This is a genomic window from Alkalitalea saponilacus, from assembly GCF_900168165.1.
Classification (GTDB): Bacteria; Bacteroidota; Bacteroidia; order Bacteroidales; family Marinilabiliaceae; genus Natronoflexus; species Natronoflexus saponilacus.
In genome coordinates this window covers 1-1,421 of sequence record NZ_FUYV01000084.1, presented here as the reverse complement: position 1 = coordinate 1,421, position 1,421 = coordinate 1, and the positions used below count along the sequence as shown (strand labels likewise).

The 1,421-nt window shown below is 37.2% G+C and carries 3 protein-coding genes; all 3 read right to left on the bottom strand.

Going from position 1 to position 1,421, the window contains the following annotated elements; genetic code table 11:
- Window positions 1-59: 59 nt before the first annotated feature.
- On the bottom strand, window positions 60-386 hold the full coding sequence (locus B5X70_RS17725; RefSeq protein ID WP_079559235.1) for a hypothetical protein: 327 nt from the start codon (window positions 384-386) through the stop codon (window positions 60-62).
- Between the two features lie 279 nt (window positions 387-665).
- Window positions 666-1,136 carry a hypothetical protein gene (locus tag B5X70_RS17720; protein ID WP_088328810.1) on the bottom strand — a complete coding sequence of 157 codons (471 nt, stop codon included), beginning with the start codon at window positions 1,134-1,136 and terminating at the stop codon, window positions 666-668.
- On the bottom strand, window positions 1,087-1,421 hold a 335-nt coding region (locus B5X70_RS18110; RefSeq protein ID WP_200812624.1), incomplete at its 5' end, for a hypothetical protein. The genes B5X70_RS18110 and B5X70_RS17720, both read right to left, overlap by 50 nt.

Sequence of the window (1,421 nt, the reverse complement as noted above, 5' to 3'; positions counted from 1 at the left end):
ACTAAATTTCAATATGACAAAGAACGTTTTAGACTTAATGAGCCAAATTTGTTTAATTTTTAATAACGTCCCAATTTTAATGGGACACTAGTGATAAGATATAATGAATCTATGGTGTTAAGAAAATATCCAGCACCTACTCCTCCAACGTTTTTAATAACATTTGTAAAAAGCATAACACTATCACCACTTGCTAAATTAAGATAATCTGATGTATGACCGTTTTTTAAGTATATCTTTAGGTCAATATTAAACCCTATATAGTTGTTAAAAGACCATTCTTCTTTATGCTCTTCAACTGGATCACAAGCACATAATAGGCATATTAGAATAATACTAAAACCCCCAATCTTTAAAGACTTGTGTGATTTCATCTTTCTTTCCATATCTTGAAATTAAACGATTACGTAATTGTTCATGACTTCTAACATCACTTGTCAGGCAATCAATAATTTGCTTTTGTGTTAATCCTGCATTTTCAACTAATCGTTTCATAATGAATGGGCGAAACCAATACCATTCGCCTTCATATCTATCCCCCTCATACTCCTCCTTAGCCACCCCCCCCCCAACATAATACCCCCACCGCAAAAGTTGGAAACAATAGTGTTAATATACACTCTAAGGGTTTTGGGTTTCCAAAATCCTTAGAGTGTGTAATTTACTCAATTCTCATCGATTAGCTGAAGCCAGTAACGGTATTCCGCATGGCTACCACCATGTTGGATTTTCTCCCACCACTCGCAGAAGAAATTCCATTTCATTTCATAGCCAGAAGTGTATTCCGCCTCTTCCCCATTACGCCAAGTGGCAATAAATTCATTATCACCATTAATCCTTAATTTTGCCGAGTCGAGCTGATGACAAAAATACTCCTGACCAAAGCCATCTCTCTTATCGGTTTGTAGCATAATAAACTTAACGTATTCTCCGCTTGGAATAATGTACTGACTATAAACCTTACCCTTAAACGGGTCACCACTCATGTAAAGCAGCAACTCCACATCGCTTTCTAACTTATTGTGGAATGAGTACTCTGCAATTACGTTGTATTTACACGAAATATTTACAACTACCATAAGCAAACTAAAACCCAAAATGGGTAAATATCGTTGTAATTTCTTGTTGGCGTCCATATCTTTGAATTAAACGGTTACGTAATTGTGAATGACTTCTTACATCGCTGGTTAAGCAGTCGAATATTTGTTTTTCGGTTAATGGATTTGTTAACCGTGGCAACCAAGTTTGAGAATTACTTGTAAGTTGCCTTAATATTCTGTATTCAAACCAATCATCCCCCCTAAAATGCGTCCCCTCATACTGCCTCGTTGCCAACAACCCACCAACATAATACCCCCACATTTCGCCAACGCCGCAAATGCCGGCATTCTTTTTGGTGGCATCGCCGTAAGAGCCGTATG

Bases quoted from the DNA above. Each gene is read 5' to 3' on its own strand.
- B5X70_RS17725 (WP_079559235.1), bottom strand. From the start codon at position 386: ATGGAAAGAAAGATGAAATCACACAAGTCTTTAAAGATTGGGGGTTTT.
- B5X70_RS17720 (WP_088328810.1), bottom strand. From the start codon at position 1,136: ATGGACGCCAACAAGAAATTACAACGATATTTACCCATTTTGGGTTTT.